The sequence below is a fragment of the Paenibacillus radicis (ex Xue et al. 2023) genome, assembly GCF_024722015.1.
Taxonomy (GTDB): Bacteria; Bacillota; Bacilli; order Paenibacillales; family NBRC-103111; genus Paenibacillus_S.
In genome coordinates this window covers 16,940-33,435 of the sequence record NZ_JANQBD010000034.1, presented here as the reverse complement: position 1 = coordinate 33,435, position 16,496 = coordinate 16,940, and the positions used below count along the sequence as shown (strand labels likewise).

Below are 16,496 nucleotides of genomic sequence, written 5' to 3'. Positions count from 1 at the left end.
TTCGCTCTACAACAAAAAAAACACCTTGGGCTCACAGTCATCAGCACTATCTTTAAATGACTGTAAACCCCAGGTGTTATTTCTCGCCGAATTCTTCCTCCCAAGCTTTATCCTTGGCCAGCTGCTTACGGTACACAACCCCGGATAACAGCACACTGAACTCATACAGCAAGATCATAGGCACGGATACGACAATCGCAGAAACCGCATCAGGAGGGGTAATCATGGACGCTACAATAACAAGCAGCAAATAGGCATAACGACGCAAAGTATGCAGCCGTTTAGGATTTAAGATACGAAGCTTGGTTAAAAACATGATGACTATAGGAAGCTCAAACAGCAATGAGATCGGAATCAAAATATTAAACATGAACGTGAAATATTGCGAGATCCCATAGGTCTCTTGAAGCGACAGCTTCTCCGTAATACTCGATGTAAACAGAAAGGCCATTTTGAAAACGACAAAATACGCAAATGCCAAGCCAATCAGAAATAATATAAAAGCGAAGGGCACGAACATCAAAGACGCTTTCTGCTCTTCTACACGCAGCCCCGGCTTCAGAAAGGACCAGATTTGGTACAAAGCAAAGGGCAGCGTAACAATAAGGCCTGTAACCAGTGCAAAATTCATGTACATCCGAATAGCATCCCAAGGGGAAAATACGTTCCAGCTGATTCCGTCCGCCGGAGGTACTTGCTTGAGATAAGTGATCAGGGGCTGCGCAAAAATCAACCCGATAACCATCCCAATAATCAGAACGACGATGATCCAAATAATTCGTTTGCGAAGCTCACCCAGATGCTCGACGAGCGACATCGCATCATCCATATCCATAAAGGTTTCACCAACCTAGCTGTGAAGTGGTAAACGTGAAGCTTATTCAGGCAGTCTTCTTGTATCCGCAGGCTTCTCCTGCGGGATTTGCTGAGCCGCCTGCTTGGTCCCCTGCTCCTGCTGCGTCTGAGCCTGCTGAGCTTGCTGAACGGGCCGCTCAGGTGCAGCCGCTACAGGCGGAAGCATCATTCCCGATACTGGATCTGGAGCCGGTCGTGGCGTCACATCCTTACGCTCTTCTTTAGGCGCTGACGCATGAACGTCCTCCATCAAGTCTTGAGCGCCTTTCTTAAACTCGCGCATCGTCTTGCCTATGGCTCTCCCCAGCTCGGGAAGCTTGCTCGGCCCGAATAAGACCAGCACAACAACGGCAATCAACAACATATGACTTAAGCTCATTTGTTGTAACAACTCCTTTCTATGAGGCTTTTGGCAGACAGTACTTCTGCCTAAGCCTATGCTCTAACAGTAGTACAAGCCTCCGTACCCCAGCTCCGTAATATCTTCACGCACAATAACTTCTCCTGCGCAAATACGTGGTAATAGCACGTCGAACGAAGTATAGGGGTCGTGCATCACACAACCCGGCAGACCCATGATAGGCACCTCCGAATCACCCAGATAGCCCATAAGCAGCATAGACCCAGGAAGCATCGGAGTACCGTAGCTGACTATACGTGCCCCAGCCTGCTTAATCGCACCCGGTGTCCGATCATCCGGATCCACCGACATGCCGCCGGTTACCAGGATCAGGTCGACCTTCCGCTCCTCCAAAAAATAGCGAATTTCATTAACAATTGTATCGCTTTCGTCCGGGGTCAATCGCTGCTCTATAATCTCAGAGCCTAATGCCGCTACCTTATCACGAACAACAGGCCCGAATTTATCTTGAATTCGGCCCTTATATACCTCGCTGCCCGTAGTAATCAAGCCTACACGGAGAGGACGAAACGGCTTAACTTCAACCAATGGTGTTACAGCAAGTTGCTCCACCTGCCGCACCTTTTCCTCCTCAACAAGAAGCGGAATAACGCGGGTTCCGGTTAGAACTTGACCCTGCTTGACAACTGTATTCGATTTCAGCGTGGACATGACCACCTGATCTATAGAGTTAGCTGCATCAACCAATGACTTATTGATTTTGACCAATCCATGAATAGTCGACTTTAAAGAAACCTTGCCCTCATGCGGCTCGGTCAATGACACATTGGCTCCCACAGCAGCGCGAGCCAAACGGATTGCGGCTTCATCCTCATGCAGCCAGCCTTCCTCCATCGCAATAACATAGATGTGCTCCTTGCCGATACTGAGCAGAGCGGGAATATCCTGTTCAGTAATGACATGGCCTTTTGTAAATAAGCGTCCTTTGAACGCTCCAGGGATAATTTGCGTCAAATCATGAGCCAGAACCTTGCCTATCGCTTCTTCTACCTTCACCTCGCGAAGCATGGAATCAAGCTTCTTCATAGCCATGATCCCCTTCGCGTCCAGTGAGTATACCCAGAGCATGAGGAAGCTGCTCCATAATGGCAGCCAAATTTTCAGACACACCCTTCGGACTTCCAGGCAGATTTATTATTAACGTTCTGCCGCGAATTCCCGATACAGCGCGTGAGAGCATGGCACGAGGCGATTTCTTCATCGATATCATCCGCATGGCCTCGGCAAATCCCGGAGCTTGACGGTCTATGACACTCAATGTTGCCTCCGGAGTCACATCACGCAGTGCAAGTCCTGTCCCACCCGTAGTAAGAATCAAATCGACCTTGAAATAATCGGTCATTTCTATGAGCGCAGCCATAATTTCATCTTTCTCATCCGGCACGACCCGATATTCGATAATTTCCCCATTGATTTCCTCTTCAATGAGCTCCCGAATGACTTGGGCGCTTGTATCTTCTCGCTCTCCAAGGGATCCTCGATCGCTTGCCGTCAAAATCGCCACTTTCCAACGCATAAGCTTACTCCTCTCCATGGGTCCATTGTATCGTAAAGTTATTACAAATCGGTGTCTTTTCTGTGAAAGTCACCGTTTTTTCCTCCTGATTTATTAAGCAGCAGCGTTGGACCGATCTGCATCGTCTTCTCCGCCGCCTTGCACATGTCATAAACGGTTAACGCGGCAGCAGAAACGGCTGTGAGAGCCTCCATTTCGACACCGGTTTGCCCTTTGGTTCTGACAGTAGCTTCTATGTATAATTCATCTTGTTCATTATCGGAAAAGCGGACGTCTACCCCAGTTAGCATTAGCGGATGACACATTGGAATCCAATCGGAAGTTTTCTTCGCAGCCATAATCGCAGCCACCTGAGAAACCGCAAGAACATCTCCTTTACCAATTTTGCCTTGCTTAATCAACTGCAATGTAGAAGGCATCATGGTAACTATAGTTCGCGCAGTTGCGCTCCGACTCGTCTCCTGCTTGTCAGAAATATCAACCATTCGGGCTCTGCCTTGTTCATTAAAATGGGTTAGCCGGCTAACATCAATATCAGACACGGTGCAGCTCTCCTCTCGTACGCATGGTGCAGACACAGCATATCATCGGCCTTACTTCGTGGTCTTAGCAGCCCGAACCGTTCTTTGCTCTGTAATAAGTTCATCCAACCGGAAATCGAACAAGCCCATCGGGACTTCCTCAATAAGCTGTAAATCGAATGCACCCGCAATAATATAAGGCCTAATAAATCCAGCACGTACATACTGCTGCATAAACCGGTCGTAATAACCGCCCCCGTAACCAAGACGCCCCAGATCAAGATCAAAAGCCAGCCCAGGTACAAGCGCAGCATCAATCTGGCGAATATCAGTCAGAAATTCCGCATCAGGAACCGGCTCCAAAATTCCCCAAGTCCCTTTCTCCAAATCGGAGTGGGAGCGAATTTCGAAGAGCTTCAGTTTTTGCTCCGGCTGTACCTTAGGTACCAAAACTCGGTAACGCTTTAACCAGCAAGCTTCCATCACCGGAGTTACATCAACCTCAGATTTCACCGGCATGTAGGTAAAAAGAGTCGGTCTGCGTCCCAGCTTAACCCGGGAATCCAGGACATCACTTATTCGTTTGATTAATAATTCGTTGATCCGCTTGGATTTTACACTCCGCTCGGATGGCGTCAAAGCATTCCGTTCAGCCTCCGCTTTGCGGCGTAGCTCGATTTTCCATTCTTTGATATTCATGATACGGCCTCTCTTTGGTGGGGTCGGTAACGTGATTAAGAACATTTTAATGCTGAGCTATGCTTAATAGCAAATTTTGGTGAGAAATGAAGTCTAAAAATACCTTTATTTTTTAATATACCATAAAAACAGCTAAAATAACGAGTTTAAGTAAGGATACGTCTAAAAACACCTGAAAGCATGAGGCTCTGACAGCCAGAATTCTTTTTTACCTATTTCACCAAATACGAAAAAGGACCCCGTCAATATCTCGGCAGCCCTTCTCATACCTCATCCTATCTATTTGCTAATCAGATCCGTATGATGAATTATTAATTAATCGCCTTGCTAATGGATTCGAGAACTCTCTCCGACTGGAACGGCTTAACTATAAAGTCTCTCGCTCCAGCTTGAATAGCTTGAACAACCATATGCTGCTGCCCCATCGCAGAACACATAATAACTTTGGCTGAAGGATGCTGGCCTTTTATCAGCTTGAGAGCTTCGATCCCCTCCATTTCAGGCATAGTAATATCCATCGTCACCAGGTCGGGATGCAGCTGATTGAACTTTTCAACAGCAACAATTCCGTTCTCGGCTTCCCCTACTACTTCGTGACCACCTTTTGTTAAAATATCTTTAAGCATCATTCGCATAAATGCCGCATCATCAACCACTAGTATTTTTGCCATCCACTGTTCTCTCCCTTATGCAATTAGTTCTAAATTTAGTTTTGAGTATAATAGGATATGCCGTTTCGGCCATTATTTTTGACCTGATATAAGGCTTTGTCCACATTCTGAAGCAGCTTGACCGCATCGTCACCGTCGCTCGGATAAACAGCAACTCCCATACTTATCGTAGCCTCCAGAACCTGTTCGCCAATCCTCCAGCCTTCCCTAACGGAAGACACAACTCGCTCAGCCACCCTTTGGACACTAGTAACCGTATCGATTCGGGGCAAAAGAATAACAAATTCATCGCCACCCAAGCGTGATAGCATATCGATTTCCCGTATACATCGCTTTACCTTGGAAGCAAAGGCTTTAAGCAGCAAATCTCCAGTCTCATGCCCGTATCGGTCATTAATCCATTTAAAATCATCAATATCCGTATAAAAAAGCGCCATCAGCTGATTGTACCGCTTGGCATTCGCGATAGCTTGCTGCAAATGCAGCTCAAACGCTCTCCGGTTAGGCAGCTCTGTAAGCGGATCAAGATAAGCCAATCGAGATAGCTGTTCTTCTCTTTCCTTCATTTCCGAAATACTTCTTATAGAAAGCAAATACTTATGTACAGTAGAATCCGCTTCTTTAACAGGAATAATTACCGCTTCAATCCACGACCATTCTTCATTATTAACCGCCCACTGACACTCAAAGGAAACCTTGTCATTGTTCGTTAGTAGTTCATCCAGACTTTCCTTCACAATCAATTGATTATCAGGATGAATACATGTAAACAGGGTTACAGGCTCTGAAATCAGCACGAGCTCCAGAAGCGATTGTTGAGTAAGCACCGTATAAGCAATCGTTCCATCCATATCAAGAATATACATGCGATTGGATAGCTGCCCCAAAATATAACTAAGCATCTCAGGCCGTTTGATTAGCGCCTCGACTTGAATCAAGTCATTTGGCTGTTGGCTCATGATCGGTTTCACCCTTATGATCATATTTTCACTTATCCCACCAAGGTTTGGATGAACAAATTTGGGTGCTCACTCAAATTGATATATTCGTCTCCGACTTTTACCAAAGGATTAGTAAGATCTAGGGGGTTGCTATTCACAATTTCCCCGCGGCGCCCGTCGGTAAGTATCACTTCGTCTCCAACAGCCAGCTCCATCATTCGCCGAATAAATACACTGCAGATCAAAGGATCCAGCAGTCCGAATCGATCCTCCTGCATTTGACGAATGACCAAATAAAAAGGTGTTGCATCCTTATATACCCTTTTAGAGGTCATGGCATGAAAAATATCGGCTACAGCGACAATTTTACTGAAAAACTCGATTTGATCGCCCTTCAATCCATTCGGGTATCCTTGACCATCCTCCCTCTCGTGATGCTGCAGCGCTACCAATGCTAATTCAGGGGGTAAATTGGGAGTCCGTTTAATAATATCAAACCCAAACTTCGTGTGCTGCTTCATAATTTCATACTCTTCATTCGAATATTTTCCGGGCTTATTCAGGATCTCATCACGAATTTGTATCTTTCCAACGTCATGAAGTGTAGCTGCTGTACTCAGCATAGACAGCTCTTCTTCGGAGAGGTGCAGCCATTTCCCAATTAATGTAGAAATAACCCCTACTCCAATATTGTGCCTGTATGTATAATCATCCTTGGCCTGAAGACCAGAAAGCACACTGAACAAACTCGGAAACTCGCTTGCTTGATAAATCGCAGGAATCACGGATCGATTCAAAGCTTCCAGAGGAATTTCTTTCTCCTCATTAATTAAATGAAACATTTCTTTGACCATTTCACTAGCCTGGGTAACTAGCTCCTCGTTGGTAACTTGGTGAGGGTTCTCAAAATCATGCTCCTCCATTATAATTCCATGATTCATTATCCATTCTATGTGATGAGCTTCTAAGAGGCTTTCCTTTGGAATGAGAATTAATCCCCAGCTGGTCATAAGGTCCTTTTTAAATCTGTACCCTAACCTCTGTACTAACTTCTCTTCATTCATGGTTTATCAACCTGTCTCCCCTCGAAGCAACATTAGCATCATTTGGTAAGGTCATGGTGAATAAAACGATAGTGAATAAGGAATACGAATTCACTTTGACATATAGTGAGTTAATTTTACAATATATCCCTAAAATAATATCTGTAAAAAAATCCCTTTTCGTCAAAAACACCCCCCATAATGACGAAAAATAAAATATTTTATTAAAAATTGATACTTTATCACTATTGGATGACTGTAATTTGACCTAATACGGGAATATGATCAGATGACTTGTCATAATGTGTCCATGCTGAAGACCCAGGAGCAAAGCTTGTAAATATATGATCGATCTCTCCGCCTTTAACAACTGTAGCTTGAGGCGGCTGCAAAGGAATTTTGTAAAGCATCTGGTGCAAGCCGCTCATCAAAGCATCGGAATCAGGCATATTGAAATCACCCATCACAATTAATGGGGTGCCCATCGATTTCAGGATATCAACCAATGCAGGCATTTGCAGCTCACGCTCACTGCGAGCAACTCCAAGATGAGTGGTAACAATAGTTACGACCTGTTCATGCAGCTTTATTTGGGCCGTCAACACTGTACGAGGCTCCTGGTTGCTGCCGCCGGGAAGCGGATAAACACGCACATTTTCCAAAGGAAAGCGGCTTAATAACGCTATGCCGTATTCAGAGAATCCGTGACGGAACGCAGGAGCAAATTTGTAGTACATATGCAGCGCTTTCGCCAAATTGGAGGCTTGGTCTTGCAAGCCGGTCCGCCATTGATAGCGGTCTACCTCCTGAAGAGCGATGAAATCAGCGTTTCCCTGTTCAATTTGGGCACGGATAGCTGACAAACGGACCTGATTGTCCATACCTTCACCATGACGAATATTATAGGTCATCAAACGTAAAGCTCCCTGCTCTCCAGCTGCACGCTGTAGGGGAGCCGCTTCAGTCCAGCTCCAGCGGGAAAAGACTGCGGCGGTGCAGAGCAGAAAAACAAAAGCCAGGAGCACAGTGTGTCGCTTTATTAACGATCCACTTCTATTTCGTTGAACTGCTGTCTGCATCCTAAGCACCCTCTTCTACCTTTTAAAATCGTCCGTTTAATAGCTGATAGGTTCAGCATACGATGGCGGTTTCACGTTTGTATACGGGAGAAATGATGGAAATTCGGCGGCACTGGCCGTAAGGCTGAAAATTCGACTGGAACATGGTACACTAATAATTAGTGCGTGTCCAAGATACACGGCTACTTCGTCCCTCAAGGACGAATGTGCATACATTTCACAAACTAATCCTAAGTACTATTCCGGGAGGCATATCATGCTGCTGCAAGTGTCAGGAATTACAAAAAGCTACGGGATCAACACCGTGCTTTCTAATATAACGTTACAGATTGAGCCACGTGAGCGTATTGGTTTAGTTGGAGTGAACGGCGCCGGCAAATCAACGCTGCTGCAAATTATTGCGGGAGAAATGTCTTACGATTCAGGAGATATTTTCAAAGCAAAGGAAACCAAAGTCGGCTATTTGAAACAAAACAGCGGACTGATCTCTGACCGATCGATTTGGGAGGAAATGAAAAGCGTATTCGCTCATTTGGAGGAAGCGGAGCTGGAGCTTCGCAAGCTGGAAGCCATGATGTCCGATCCTGCCGTACTAGCTGACGAGAAGCTTACTGAGGATACGATGAAGCGGTACGCTGGGCGCTCGGAGTGGTTTAAGGAGCAAGGCGGTTATGAAGCTGAGGCTCGCATTCGCGGAATTCTTCATGGGATGGGCTTCGGCGATTTTGCGCCGGAGACGCTTGTGAACACATTGAGCGGCGGTCAGAAAACACGGCTGGCTATGGCCAAAATGCTGCTGCAAGCACCCGACCTGCTGCTGCTGGACGAGCCTACGAACCATTTGGACATTCCTACGCTAACATGGCTGGAGGGTTATCTCCGCTCTTATTCAGGCTCTATTCTGGTTGTATCTCATGACCGTTATTTTCTCGATGCATTGGTAGGGGCTATTTATGAAATCGAACGGCATACATCCAAGCGTTACACGGGCAATTACTCCAAATTTGTAGATACCAAGCAGGCCGAATATGAAATCCAAATGAAGCAATTTGAAAAGCAGCAAGGTGAAATTGCCAAGATGGAGGAGTTTGTCCAGCGCAATCTGGTGCGGGCTTCCACGACCAAGAGGGCACAAAGCCGCCGTAAAGCATTGGAAAAAATGGACCGTCTCGACAAACCGCTGGGCGACTTGAAGCGCGCTCACTTTGCCTTTGAGGTGGAGCAAGCAACAGGTAAAGAGGTATTGCATGTAAATGATGTCTCCATATCCTATGACGGTCGCAATCCGCTGCTTAGAGATATTTCGTTCCAGCTGCGCCGCGGAGATACGGCCGCTTTGATAGGGCCTAACGGAATTGGAAAATCGACTTTGCTAAAAGCTTTAATTGGCGAGCAGAAGCCTGATAAGGGCAACATTCAGTGGGGAAGCAATGTACGCATCGGCTACTATGATCAGGAGCAATCAGGGCTTAATGGAAAAAACACAGTCATCGAAGAGGTATGGAATGCATTCCCTCATATTGAGGAAGCGAGAATTCGAACGGTTCTGGGAAGCTTTCTGTTCAGCGGAGAGGATGTATTCAAGAAGGTTTCGGCGCTCAGCGGCGGTGAAAAAGCACGTGTCTCCTTAGCCAAGCTAATGCTCGAAAAAGCGAATGTGCTCATTCTCGATGAGCCTACCAACCATCTGGACTTGTACAGCAAGGAAGTGCTGGAATCAGCTCTCATAGATTACGAAGGCACACTGCTTTTTATATCCCATGACCGGTATTTTTTGAACAAAATGGCCGAATCCATGCTGGAGCTGACACGTGCTGCCCTGACCCCCTATCTCGGAAATTATGATGACTATGTAGAAAAAAAGCAGGAGCTCGCCGAGATAGAACGTCAGCGGCTGGCTCTGGAAGCTGCAAAAGGGAAAAACGCCGGCGGAGCCAAAATGGATACGGCAGCTCAAGCAGCATCGCAAACGGAGAAAAGCTTCGAAGCAGGCAAGCAGGCCAAGCGTGATGAGCGTGCACGCCAACGCAAGCTGGAGCAGCTGGAGCAGGATATCGCCCGTTTGGAAACAGAGATGGCAGAGCTGGAGACAGATCTCGCAAAACCTGAAGTGTATAACGACTACGTACAGGTGCAGCAAAAAAACGAGCTCATTGAACAGAAAAAAGCAGAGCTGGCCAATTGCTATGAGCAATGGGAGCAGCTGGCGGAGTAAGCAAGGGAATTCGATCAGGCTGAATAGATCAGGGAAATTTTTAATTATTAATGCAATAACTATTTAGTGGAATAAAATAATAGCTTCTACCTGTTAAAACAGAAGGGGCTGTCCCAAAAGACATTTTGAGACAACCCCTCCACCATTTTATCCTGAATAGATGGTTGCAAAAGAGCCCTCAATACCACTTTAATAATTGAAGGCTCTTTTGCACATTCTTGTGTATTCAGTGACGCATAAGATGAGGTAGCTTTCCAACGCTTGCTAATCGCGGGTATCGGGTTCATAGCTCGTGGTTCATGGTTCGGTTACGGCATTGCATGGCAGTCTGGCGCACTCCGTGCAAAATTATCAGGAAAATGTCAAGTTAGTTACTCCGAAAATAGTGTTCCAAGCCTTATAGCTGGAATTCCTCATGCTAATTCTACGTATTTTGGCTGATATCGACCATTTCACCTATATCAGAGTTAGTTTTTCCAGTTAGATTGATTTCAGGCGATTTCCACGCTGGATTAGCGTTACAATTTCCATCTATTTTCTTTCCCTCCGCAGAGGCCCCGTTAAATCAAGGTCTCCTCTAGATTGAAAGCAGCCTTTGAACATCGCTTCTCGCCCCATCACTTAAGCAACATCCAAAAAGCTGCCGAACTCATTTCTGGATTTTCAATCCCCCACTCTGAGGGGAATTTCCCTACAAAAAAGACGCTTCCATTTCCGCTTACATGGTGGTTTTGGAGGCGTTTTTGTATATAGTTTGGGACTGATTCATTCACTGATACCCTTTTGGGACAGCTTCTTCCAGTTTGAGCAGCAGCAGAGGTACGCTGCCGTATATAATCATCGTTGCCGCGGCAACGATGCCTGAGTCATTAAGCAAAAGCGCCGCGATTGTGCCGATTACGTTAGCTGCGCAGCCATACATGAGGTATGGGTAGCGGCGCTGCCAGCGGCGAAACAGCCCCCGGGGCCGCAGCACCAATGCAGCCATTACAACAAGGCTGGTGAGCAGCACCTTGCTCCAGGCCGAGACGCCGATCAGGTGCCAGTTCATCTCGAGCTTTCGTACAATCATGGCGCCTATAGCGTCTAGCCGTCCCTGGAGCAGCGCATCGAAGGCCCGGCCGATATGACTCTGCTTATCGGCCGGAAGACCTGTGGCTGCACCTGCGTTGAGCAGCCACAAGCCCGCTAGCGCTGCAGCGAGCAGCAGCGCTAGAAGCGGCGCCAGGCGCAGCCAGCGGCGCCCACCAGCGAGGCGCGCCGTGAGCGCGCCGAAGCCTGCAGCGGCGGCAAGCGCACCGCCGGCGTTAGTGCCGAGCGCCGGCGCCGCGAGGTAGCCGGCGACAAGCACGCCGGCTGCTGCCGCAGGCAGCGCGGCCCAGGCGCGCGCGGCTGCGCCGGTGCTTGCCGCGGTGCGCAGCGCTGCAGCTGGCGCGCCAGCGCGAGGCCACAGCGCGAACGCGCCGAGCGGCGGCAAGCGCCAGGCCGCGAAGCCCGCAGGCGCGGGCAGCAGCGCATCCGCGAGCACCGCTTCGCGCGCAGCCGCGGGCGCTATCGCGCCGGAAGCCGTGATTGAGCCCGTGGGCTCAATCACGGCGCGGCGCGGACGCCGCGACAAGCGCAGCGCCTGCTGCAGCGCGGTGAGGCCGAGCAGCGCGGCGCCGAGCAGCACGCCCATAAATTCGTTACCGATGCCATAGTAACGCGCACCAATCATTGGATCGTAGCCGAGCACCGATCTCTGCATGGCTATTGCGCCGTGAAAACCATCATACAGGATCACTCCTGTTACCAATAACCCTATCGCCGCCAAGCCATATACAAATCCTTTACGCATCCGGGCCACGGCTGATGCGAATACTATACTAACTCCGAATATCCCGGCCAGCACAGCTGCCGTTGCTCCTTCCGACTGGGAAGCAAGCCATCCCATCGCCAGAAGTCCAAGAGGGGCAATTAGAAGCGAGAACAGCAGAGTCCTCCATAGAGTTAACCCTCTTTTTCCTATAACACGACTGCCTGAAAAATACAAGGCGACCGCCAGCGCAGCCAGCATCACTATAATTTCATACACGGCAAGCCCATATAGTAATTTGGGCCGCTGCGTATACACAGCTTGCATATGCTGCAAATCCTGCAGCAGCCTTGGAAGCGCATCTAATGTTGATTCTGCAATAACCGGTAATCCGATCATCTCCTGAGGTATTGGAATGCCGTAAGCCCTGAGCAAGGTTGGGGCGATATCAACGATCGTAATAAGACCTTGTCGGCGGGTTGTTGCAGATGTCAACAGCGCCTCCTTATCAGAAGACGGCGAGTACATAAGGATTGGCGCTAATAAAGCTTTCTCTTTAGCCGCTTCTCCATTCACTTGCGGACTCAGCAGCCAGAGCTCCCCCAATCCATCGAACTCCTTCTCCATAGCACGTGTCAATTCTCCTATAAAACGGTCTATCTCGGTCACAACTTCCTGTTTCTTTCTCACAAAGGCTTCCTTGGAATAAGACTCTCGCTCATCATATAAACGTTGGAGATCCCCGAGCTCCAGCAGCACTAACGATGGGTTCATCTGCTCACTCCACCGGGCCATTAACCAACTATAATTAGTTCGTAATCCATAGGGTCCAGAGCTATCGACGAGCAATCCGTTGCCGCCAACATCACCCTGCTGTACACGGCCTGACTCGTTCATTACCATAGCCGGGGCATATCTGCGAAAAGTTTTACCTAAATCCGCTTCCTTCATACCGGCTTCTGCCTTCACAAGATCAAGGTTCCCCCATACGCTTACGCGGATTCCTGCAGCCTCCAAGCTTTCTCCCAGCAGACCAGGCCGAGCATGATAATAATTTGAAGCATTTAAACGTTTGATTACTTCCATCTGAGGGACAACGATCCCCTCTATGTCCCCACCTACAGAAACACCTGTCAATCGTTGATACTTCTGCCATGCTTGCTCAGATCCAAGCGGTTCCCTGGCTTGAATGCCTGCCATACCTGAGTTCGCATCGGCAATTTGTCCCGTTCCCATCGATATATACACATCCTCCAAGCCTTTGCCTGGAGTTCTGATATTTAATGCCCCCCATGCACCTCGATGTTTTAACTCCTCTATGTGAGGCAAGGTTGTAATCAGAGCCTTGTCCTGCTGTGCATTTTGCGGGTCCAACTCCAAAAAAGACAAACCGGGAACAGAAACCACCGTTATTTTTTTATGTATCGTTGAATGCTTTGAATATGGATCCGATGTGGATTGAGGATTAGCAGATGCTTGATTTAGCATCATCATACTGCTTATCCACAAAACGAATATAAACCCAGCCTTCCGGCTCTTAACCACAATCAAACCTCCTCATTTCCGGGCCATCTTTTACTAATTAGTATGTTCTATTTACCCTATATGACGTTACTTTCCCCCTAACTTAACCCATTTATCCCGCATGTGATTATCATAGGAATTTCTTACTATTATCCACAAGATTATCCCCAAGGACCATTCAAAAATCCGCTTGGAAAAACGCCCATTTCTTTGTAATCCACAGGGTTATCCACATTATCCACAGGTTATTCATGAAAATATTATCCACTTGTCATGAAAATAGGGTGTCTCCATTCGGGTTGAATTTATTCACTTTTGCGTAGTTATTCACATTACGCACAAGGGCTGTGGATAACTTTTATCCACAGCCCTTGTGTTTTTATTTATGAGTTTTATTTAAATATTTAAAATTAACTGACTTTTCTTCCAATATACACAACATGGGGGGATACCCCTAAAACATATGGATTTTCCGCTGATTTTATTAATATCTGTATTATTTTATGCATCTCTTCATCTCCACGTTGCTTCCAATAATCCCTTTGTTCCCGCTGGAGCAATGAACTAATATTCGATGAACCGATCAGTTTAATCGTTTGGAAGCCATTATTCTCCATAAAAGGCTGAATGTCTTCAATATCAATATAGTAAGCCCCCGTAAACCTTCCTTCATCACTGTGGTTAAATACTCCCGTATTCATGAATTCAGCTATTCCATCCGCACTATCGTTTGGCTTCCAATGGAGCGGGGCAAGCAGCGAGGTTATAACATGCCTAATTCTTGGCATAAAAGCTACGAACACAACTCCCGCTTGCTTTGTAACCCGGTACAGTTCTTTAACCGCGGCTGCTCGCTCTGATTCCATTTGCAAGTGATACATAGGTCCCAGCATCAAGGAAGCATCAAATTGTTCAGCTCCAAAGCAGCTCAAATCCCTTGCATCCGCAACATGAAAGCCATTGAACCGTTCCAGCAAGCCACACTCTTCAGCCTTTCCCTGAGCCTGCTTCACAAGCTTAGGCGTTATATCCGATAACGTAACCTTATATCCGCATTGAGCCAATCTCATTGCATATTTGCCAGGACCCGCCCCGCTGTCCAGAATATGACCTTGCTTGGGGAGATGCGCTTGGATAAAATGCCAATTCACAGTAAACTCAATCGGTTCGCGTTCAAGCCTTCCCCATTCGTCAAAAGTCTCATAATATGCAAGGATACGATCCTTTTCCGACATCCGCCCTCATCCCTCTCACATTAACAAATATAACATTCGTTCTGTCGAAACGATGATGTAATGTCCGTATAAGCCAGCCGCATCCACTAACCTCACCAAAGCTAGCTGACTCAACCCAGTGAACTGGACCAGAAGCTTTTAAGGAATTGTAATTTCTACTTCCCCAACATCAATTGAATCCCTTGCTTCCCCTTGAGCCTGCTCTTGTAAAAGATATTCGCGAACAGCTTGATTGCAAGCGGCCATATAGGCTTGTGCTACCGCCATCAGCACATCCCGATGAACAGCTACTCCTCTGAAATGATTGCCCTTCCAGCTTACAGTCACAATCGCCTCTCCGTTAGCCTCTTCGCCCGAAGACAAGGAGTACAGCTCCAGATCCGTAAAATCAACATGAACAGGAAGTGCTTGACTGATACCTGCGACCAGTGCCTCTACCGGACCTTCTCCGGTCCCCGAGAAGACAAGCTCATTGCCCTCAGCGTTGTCCTTAACCGTGCAGGAAGCCATCCGGTTTCCTGTTGTTCCCGTCAGTACTTGTGCCTGCACTAATGTATATGGCTCAAGCACCGTATTAACGGTATGACCAATCAGCTCCATCAGCTGATGATCTTGAACTACCTTTTGCAGATCGGCCAGCTCTTTAAATTTGATATACAGTGCTTCCATTTGCTCCTCTGTCGGATTTACACCAAATTGGCTTACACGATGCTTAATGGCGTGACGTCCTGAATGCTTGCCCAGAATAATCATATTGCGAGGTACGCCAAGCCGATCCGGGTCCATAATTTCGTAAGTATTGCGATTTTTCAAAAGCCCATCCTGATGGATGCCAGCTTCGTGCTGAAAAGCATTTCGTCCCACAATTGGTTTATTAAAAGCAATCGGAAAGCTCATCGCACGGCTGACCTTTTGTGAAACCTCGTAAATGTATGGTGTCTGAATCCCGGTCACAGCCCCCATTGCATCCTTGCGAGTCTCAATCGCCATTACCAGCTCTTCCAAGGAGCAGTTCCCAGCACGTTCGCCTACACCGTTAACGGTTACTTCAACTTGAGTAACTCCAGCTTGAATCGCTGCAAGGCTGTTAGCAACTGCAAGCCCAAGATCATTATGGCAATGAGCGCTGTACTCTACTCCCTTGCCGCCGCGTACGTTGTTCATCACCCGGGTAAACATCGCTCCGTATTCTTCAGGCAGAGCATAACCGACGGTATCCGGGATATTAATGATCGTTGCTCCTTCCTGGATCACAGCTTCAATCATCTCAAACAAAAATTCATCTCCAGTTCTTGTTGCATCCATCGGTGAAAATTCTATTCGATCTACAAACTGCTTAGCATAAGCAACCATCGATCGGGCAATTTGAATAACCTGTTCTCTCGATTTTCGCAGCTGAAAGTCCAGATGAATATTGGACGAGGACAAAAACATATGCAGCCTCCGCCGTTCCGCAGCTTCCGTTGCCCGGACGGCTGAATCGATATCCTCCTTAACCGCTCGAGCAAATCCGCAAATCTCAACACCTGTAACCTCTTGAGAAATACGCTGTACGGCCATAAAATCACCTGGGCTGGAAATTGGAAAACCCGGCTCAATAACATCTACCCCCAGCTGTGCCAGTTGGCGAGCGATAACAATTTTCTGTTCGGGATGCAGCGATGCTCCCGGCGCTTGTTCACCGTCCCTAAGCGTCGTATCGAAAATATGGACTCTCTTTATTTCCTTACCCTGACCATTTGCTGCGCTTGCTTGGTTTGAGTTTACTTGGTTCATGTCCTTCATTTGTTATTCCTCCCAATTTTTATTTACTATGATGGGCAACAAGCCCGAAGATTTGATTACAGTTTTCACCTAGAAGAACTGGTGGTGTAGTCCTCCTAAAGTCGGTGCTTTGCCGGATTTGCAGCTTTTTTTTCAACAAAAAAAGCCCATCGTCTCTAGAAAAGAGACGACAGGCCTAAGCTGCCGCGGTACCACT

At 47.3% G+C, this 16,496-nt stretch carries 14 protein-coding genes and 1 other annotated feature (1 of these 15 cut by a window edge); of the genes, 1 reads left to right on the top strand and 13 read right to left on the bottom strand.

The window, feature by feature from the left end:
* Positions 1-76 precede the first annotated feature (76 nt).
* The 10 genes from tatC to NV381_RS32630 all read right to left on the bottom strand — a co-directional run bounded on the left by tatC (position 77) and on the right by NV381_RS32630 (position 7,746).
* A complete protein-coding gene (gene tatC / locus NV381_RS32675; RefSeq protein ID WP_379364572.1) occupies positions 77-829 on the bottom strand; it encodes a twin-arginine translocase subunit TatC in 753 nt (250 codons plus the stop codon).
* 48 nt (positions 830-877) lie between these two features.
* The gene (gene tatA, locus NV381_RS32670; RefSeq protein WP_258217500.1) at positions 878-1,234 is read right to left on the bottom strand and encodes a twin-arginine translocase TatA/TatE family subunit; all 357 of its coding nucleotides are present in this window, start codon (positions 1,232-1,234) and stop codon (positions 878-880) included.
* 63 nt (positions 1,235-1,297) lie between these two features.
* Positions 1,298-2,302, bottom strand: a complete 1,005-nt coding sequence (locus NV381_RS32665) for a molybdopterin-binding protein (RefSeq protein WP_258217499.1) — start codon at positions 2,300-2,302, stop codon at positions 1,298-1,300.
* Positions 2,289-2,792, bottom strand: coding sequence for a molybdopterin adenylyltransferase (gene mog / locus NV381_RS32660; RefSeq protein WP_258217498.1), 504 nt, complete (start codon positions 2,790-2,792; stop codon positions 2,289-2,291). Before mog ends, NV381_RS32665 begins: the two co-directional genes overlap by 14 nt.
* A gap of 41 nt (positions 2,793-2,833) precedes the next feature.
* Positions 2,834-3,334: a cyclic pyranopterin monophosphate synthase MoaC gene (gene moaC, locus NV381_RS32655; RefSeq protein ID WP_308862386.1), complete on the bottom strand. Its 501-nt coding sequence runs from the start codon at positions 3,332-3,334 to the stop codon at positions 2,834-2,836.
* A 51-nt stretch (positions 3,335-3,385) separates the two neighbouring features.
* Complete coding sequence (locus tag NV381_RS32650) at positions 3,386-4,012, bottom strand: 5-formyltetrahydrofolate cyclo-ligase (protein ID WP_258217497.1); 627 nt, start codon at positions 4,010-4,012, stop codon at positions 3,386-3,388.
* Between the two features lie 311 nt (positions 4,013-4,323).
* Positions 4,324-4,683: a response regulator gene (locus NV381_RS32645; RefSeq protein WP_258217496.1), complete on the bottom strand. Its 360-nt coding sequence runs from the start codon at positions 4,681-4,683 to the stop codon at positions 4,324-4,326.
* A gap of 35 nt (positions 4,684-4,718) precedes the next feature.
* Positions 4,719-5,642 carry a sensor domain-containing diguanylate cyclase gene (locus NV381_RS32640; protein WP_258217495.1) on the bottom strand — a complete coding sequence of 308 codons (924 nt, stop codon included), beginning with the start codon at positions 5,640-5,642 and terminating at the stop codon, positions 4,719-4,721.
* Between the two features lie 32 nt (positions 5,643-5,674).
* Positions 5,675-6,688 (bottom strand): HD-GYP domain-containing protein, encoded by a 1,014-nt coding sequence (locus NV381_RS32635; protein WP_258217494.1) that lies wholly within the window; start codon positions 6,686-6,688, stop codon positions 5,675-5,677.
* 224 nt (positions 6,689-6,912) lie between these two features.
* Positions 6,913-7,746, bottom strand: a complete 834-nt coding sequence (locus NV381_RS32630) for an endonuclease/exonuclease/phosphatase family protein (protein ID WP_258217493.1) — start codon at positions 7,744-7,746, stop codon at positions 6,913-6,915.
* Positions 7,747-8,002: 256 nt separating this feature from the next.
* Here NV381_RS32630 and NV381_RS32625 point away from each other — a divergent pair, with 256 nt between their 5' ends.
* Positions 8,003-9,961 (top strand): ATP-binding cassette domain-containing protein, encoded by a 1,959-nt coding sequence (locus NV381_RS32625; protein ID WP_258217492.1) that lies wholly within the window; start codon positions 8,003-8,005, stop codon positions 9,959-9,961.
* A gap of 769 nt (positions 9,962-10,730) precedes the next feature.
* Here NV381_RS32625 and NV381_RS32620 read toward each other — a convergent pair.
* The 3 genes from NV381_RS32620 to NV381_RS32610 all read right to left on the bottom strand — a co-directional run bounded on the left by NV381_RS32620 (position 10,731) and on the right by NV381_RS32610 (position 16,291).
* Positions 10,731-13,301 carry a hypothetical protein gene (locus NV381_RS32620; RefSeq protein ID WP_258217491.1) on the bottom strand — a complete coding sequence of 857 codons (2,571 nt, stop codon included), beginning with the start codon at positions 13,299-13,301 and terminating at the stop codon, positions 10,731-10,733.
* Between the two features lie 389 nt (positions 13,302-13,690).
* A complete protein-coding gene (locus NV381_RS32615; RefSeq protein WP_258217490.1) occupies positions 13,691-14,515 on the bottom strand; it encodes a class I SAM-dependent methyltransferase in 825 nt (274 codons plus the stop codon).
* 138 nt (positions 14,516-14,653) lie between these two features.
* Positions 14,654-16,291, bottom strand: a complete 1,638-nt coding sequence (locus NV381_RS32610) for a 2-isopropylmalate synthase (RefSeq protein ID WP_258217546.1) — start codon at positions 16,289-16,291, stop codon at positions 14,654-14,656.
* Between the two features lie 168 nt (positions 16,292-16,459).
* Positions 16,460-16,496: a binding site (T-box leader), on the bottom strand (it continues 262 nt past the right edge of the window).

Bases quoted from the DNA above. Each gene is read 5' to 3' on its own strand.
- NV381_RS32645 (WP_258217496.1), bottom strand. From the start codon at position 4,683: ATGGCAAAAATACTAGTGGTTGATGATGCGGCATTTATGCGAATGATG.
- NV381_RS32615 (WP_258217490.1), bottom strand. From the start codon at position 14,515: ATGTCGGAAAAGGATCGTATCCTTGCATATTATGAGACTTTTGACGAA.
- mog (WP_258217498.1), bottom strand. From the start codon at position 2,792: ATGCGTTGGAAAGTGGCGATTTTGACGGCAAGCGATCGAGGATCCCTT.
- NV381_RS32665 (WP_258217499.1), bottom strand. From the start codon at position 2,302: ATGAAGAAGCTTGATTCCATGCTTCGCGAGGTGAAGGTAGAAGAAGCG.
- NV381_RS32640 (WP_258217495.1), bottom strand. From the start codon at position 5,642: ATGAGCCAACAGCCAAATGACTTGATTCAAGTCGAGGCGCTAATCAAA.
- tatA (WP_258217500.1), bottom strand. From the start codon at position 1,234: ATGAGCTTAAGTCATATGTTGTTGATTGCCGTTGTTGTGCTGGTCTTA.
- NV381_RS32610 (WP_258217546.1), bottom strand. From the start codon at position 16,291: ATGAACCAAGTAAACTCAAACCAAGCAAGCGCAGCAAATGGTCAGGGT.
- tatC (WP_379364572.1), bottom strand. From the start codon at position 829: ATGGATGATGCGATGTCGCTCGTCGAGCATCTGGGTGAGCTTCGCAAA.
- NV381_RS32635 (WP_258217494.1), bottom strand. From the start codon at position 6,688: ATGAATGAAGAGAAGTTAGTACAGAGGTTAGGGTACAGATTTAAAAAG.
- NV381_RS32625 (WP_258217492.1), top strand. From the start codon at position 8,003: ATGCTGCTGCAAGTGTCAGGAATTACAAAAAGCTACGGGATCAACACC.
- NV381_RS32650 (WP_258217497.1), bottom strand. From the start codon at position 4,012: ATGAATATCAAAGAATGGAAAATCGAGCTACGCCGCAAAGCGGAGGCT.
- NV381_RS32630 (WP_258217493.1), bottom strand. From the start codon at position 7,746: ATGCAGACAGCAGTTCAACGAAATAGAAGTGGATCGTTAATAAAGCGA.